The following is a 3,765-nucleotide window of genomic DNA, read 5'->3' as shown; positions in this document are numbered from 1 at the left end:
TAAGGTCAAAGGTGGTTTCACCGTCGATCTGGAAAATATCCGTGCATTCCTTCCTGGTTCTTTGGTTGATGTTCGTCCAATCCGTGATACGACTCACCTGGAAAATAAAGAACTCGAATTCAAACTGATTAAACTTGATCGTCCACGTAACAACATTGTTGTTTCACGTCGTGCGATTATGGAAGAAGAAAACAGTGCAGAACGCGAAGCGTTACTAGAAACGCTGGAAGAAGGCAAAGTGGTTAAAGGTATTGTTAAGAACCTGACTGACTACGGTGCGTTCGTTGATCTGGGCGGCATCGATGGTCTGTTACATATCACTGATATGGCATGGAAACGTGTTAAACATCCATCTGAAGTTGTTGCTATCGGTGACGAAATCGAAGTTCAAGTACTGAAATTTGATAAAGAACGTGAACGTGTTTCTCTGGGTCTGAAACAAATGGGTGATGATCCTTGGAAAGATATCGCTCGCCGTTATCCAAACAGCACACGTATTCACGGTAAAGTCACTAACATTGCTGACTACGGTTGCTTCGTTGAAATCGAAGATGGCGTTGAAGGTTTAGTTCACATGTCTGAAATGGACTGGACTAACAAAAACGTTCACCCATCTAAACTGGTTCAATTAGGTGATGAAGTTGAAGTAATGGTTCTGGATATTGATGCAGAACGTCGCCGTATTTCACTGGGTATCAAACAATGCCAGACTAATCCTTGGGAAGAGTTTGCAATGACTCATAATAAGGGTGACAAAGTCAGTGGCGCTATCAAGTCAATCACTGATTTCGGTATCTTCATCGGTTTAGACGGTGGTATCGATGGCTTGATTCACTTGTCTGATATCTCTTGGGAAGAAGACAACGAAGAATTAATTCGTGACTTCAAGAAAGGTGATGATGTTGAAGCTGTTGTTTTAGCAATCGATCCAGAACGTGAGCGTATCTCTTTAGGTATTAAACAATTACAAGACGATCCGTTCTCAGCTTATTTAGCTGAAAACCCACGTGGAAGTATTGTTAACGGTAAAGTGACTGCTGTTGATGCTCGTGGTGCAACTATTGAATTAGCTGAAGGCGTTGAAGGTTATGTTCGTGCTGCGGATATCGCTCGTGAACGTGTTGAAGACGCAAGCAAAATTCTGGCTGTAGGTGATGACGTCGAAGCGAAATTTACTGGTATGTCACGTAAAGACCGCACCTTAACTCTGTCTATCAAAGCGAAAGATGATCAAGAAGAATCTGAAGCTGTGAAAGAGTACAGTAATGTTTCTGCAGGCAACACAACACTGGGTGATTTGCTGAAAGAACAAATGGATCAGAAAGACAACTAATCGTTTTTCATATTAAAGATGAACCCCTGAATTTTTCAGGGGTTTTTCTCTAATAGATTCAGAAGATTAAAACCAATACTTCATATTGGTGTTTAGCGCATTATTCCAGGAATTTTAAAGACATGACCAAATCAGATTTGATTGAAGTTTTATCTGAAAAACAATCTCTATTGAATTATCGTGACGTTGAGCTTGCAGTTAAACTCATCTTAGAACAGATGAGTGATAGTTTGTCACAAGGAGATAGAATTGAAATTCGCGGGTTTGGTAGTTTTACCTTACATCATCGACCACCACGTGTCGGACGTAATCCAAAAAGCGGTGAATCAGTTCAGCTGGATGAGAAATACGTGCCGCATTTCAAACCTGGTAAAGAGTTGCGTGACCGTGTTAACGACGCGGCAGGATATCAGTAACACAGATGAAACTGAGTCAGGAAGCGGTTCACGAATATAACCAAATCCACTCATATACAGAACAGTCAGTGACTGTTCGACATAAAAACACACAGACATTGACGTCATACGACGCAGCGTTTGTACTGACGCCAAACCAAATATTAGAAAATATAGACGTCAGTGATATCAAAAACTTATCAGCAGACACTCTGTCTGCACTTAAAGAGCTGGCTCCGGAAGTCATTATATTTACCTCGGATGCCAGCCTCTCTTTTCCGTTATTACAAATGGCCGAATATTTTAATAAACAAGGTATTGGTACTGAGTTTATGTCACGATCTTCTGCCTGTCATACATACAATTTACTATTGATAGAAGAACGTTCTGTAATACTCATTGTTAGTCCTTGAAGCCACACATAAAATAATAAGCCGCAATCCCCCCTCATCTTGACGTCACCGATATTTCTTTTTTTTTGATGGAAGTACATAACTAATTGTTTTTTTAATACAAAATCATGCTTGGTTATGGGCGTTAAGACTGATTAACTTGACCAGAGATTTTGATCTTAGGAAAATTCCATGTTACGTGCGGGTGAGGCATTTCACAGCACACTGTGCTTTATCACACTACGTTTGATCTAGATCAATGTTTTGGTGTGAAGCAAATCAGCTGATTGATGTAAAATTCTAACTGCTTTCGATGTTCATTGAGGCACGTAGAAAAGGGTCCTAATTTTGTTGAGTGATTGACAACAAAATTGAGAGAGAGTTTTCCAAAGAGAGAAGGTGTGGTCGCTATGCAAGCGGAACAACAATATAACTATCAAGTGGTCAAGTGGTTTGCCTATATGGCATGCGTATACTTGGTCGTTGGCACCGGTATCGGTGTTTATATCGCCTCAGAACTGGCTTGGCCAGTCCTGAATTTTGATAATCCATATATCAGTTTTGGTCGTTTACGTCCTTTACATACTAATGCGGTTATTTTTGCTTTTGGTGGTTCTACATTAATGGCTACAGCGTTCTATATTGTGCAACGCACCTGCCGTACACCGTTATGGAGCAATAAATTAGCCTGGTTTACATTCTGGGGCTGGAATCTCGTTATTCTCAGCGCTGTCATTACCTTACCTCTTGGTTATACTCAATCTAAAGAATATGCTGAATTAGAATGGCCAATTGATATTTTGATTGCTGTAGTCTGGCTGGCCTACACATTTAATTTCATCATGACGATTTCAATTCGCAAGGTTTCGCATATCTATGTAGCAAACTGGTTCTTTATTGCGATGATGGTCATGATCACATATCTCCACGTTGTGAACAGTTTGGCTATACCTGTTGAGTTGTTTAAATCTTATTCACTGTTTGCTGGTGTGCAAGATGCGATGATTCAATGGTGGTGGGGACACAATGCGGTAGGTTTCTTCCTGACTGCTGGTTTCTTGGGGATCATGTATTACTTTGTACCTAAGCAAGCGAATCGTCCTGTTTATTCATACCGTTTATCTGTTATCCATTTCTGGGCCTTAGTTTTCGGTTACGTTTGGTTAGGGGCTCACCATCTTCAATATACTGCTTTACCTGACTGGACTGGATCATTGGGTGCAGCTATTTCATTGGCGATGATCATTCCTTCATGGGGTGGTGCAATCAACGGTATGTTCACATTAAGTGGTGCCTGGGACAAACTACGTACTGACTATATCTTACGTTTCTTGATTGTCTCTTTAGCATTCTATGCGATGTCAACATTTGAAGGCCCTGTTATGGCCGCAAAAACAGTAAACGCATTGTCACACTACACTGACTGGACTATTGGTCACGTTCACTCGGGCGCATTAGGTTGGGTCGCGATGGTATCTATTGGTGCGCTGTATCACATGGTAGAACGTATGTGGGGAACGACTATGTACTCAATTCGTTTGGTCAACCTGCACTTCTGGATGGCTACGATTGGTACAGCGGTTTACATCACAGCCATGTGGGTATCAGACCTTGCATGATGCCTGATACCCACATGGCTGTGATG

General features: G+C 41.2%; 4 protein-coding genes. All 4 read left to right on the top strand.

What is annotated here, in order from left to right:
* On the top strand, positions 1-1,333 hold a 1,333-nt coding region (gene rpsA / locus B4K20_RS10250), incomplete at its 5' end, for a 30S ribosomal protein S1 (RefSeq protein WP_289282812.1).
* Between the two features lie 122 nt (positions 1,334-1,455).
* The gene (locus B4K20_RS10245; RefSeq protein WP_286305202.1) at positions 1,456-1,749 is read left to right on the top strand and encodes an integration host factor subunit beta; all 294 of its coding nucleotides are present in this window, start codon (positions 1,456-1,458) and stop codon (positions 1,747-1,749) included.
* Between the two features lie 5 nt (positions 1,750-1,754).
* Positions 1,755-2,141 carry an MTH938/NDUFAF3 family protein gene (locus B4K20_RS10240; protein ID WP_286305201.1) on the top strand — a complete coding sequence of 129 codons (387 nt, stop codon included), beginning with the start codon at positions 1,755-1,757 and terminating at the stop codon, positions 2,139-2,141.
* A gap of 389 nt (positions 2,142-2,530) precedes the next feature.
* Complete coding sequence (gene ccoN, locus B4K20_RS10235; protein WP_289282811.1) at positions 2,531-3,739, top strand: cytochrome-c oxidase, cbb3-type subunit I; 1,209 nt, start codon at positions 2,531-2,533, stop codon at positions 3,737-3,739.
* Positions 3,740-3,765 lie beyond the last annotated feature (26 nt).

The organism is Methylophaga sp. UBA5088 (assembly GCF_002414625.1).
Taxonomy (GTDB): domain Bacteria; phylum Pseudomonadota; class Gammaproteobacteria; order Nitrosococcales; family Methylophagaceae; genus Methylophaga; species Methylophaga marina.
The sequence above is the reverse complement of the archived record's forward strand: the minus strand, read 5'-3'. Positions and strand labels throughout refer to the sequence as shown.

What these genes read in the sequence shown, in the direction of transcription:
- B4K20_RS10240 (WP_286305201.1), top strand. Translation starts at nt 1,755, where the DNA reads ATGAAACTGAGTCAGGAAGCGGTTCACGAATATAACCAAATCCACTCA.
- ccoN (WP_289282811.1), top strand. Translation starts at nt 2,531, where the DNA reads ATGCAAGCGGAACAACAATATAACTATCAAGTGGTCAAGTGGTTTGCC.
- B4K20_RS10245 (WP_286305202.1), top strand. Translation starts at nt 1,456, where the DNA reads ATGACCAAATCAGATTTGATTGAAGTTTTATCTGAAAAACAATCTCTA.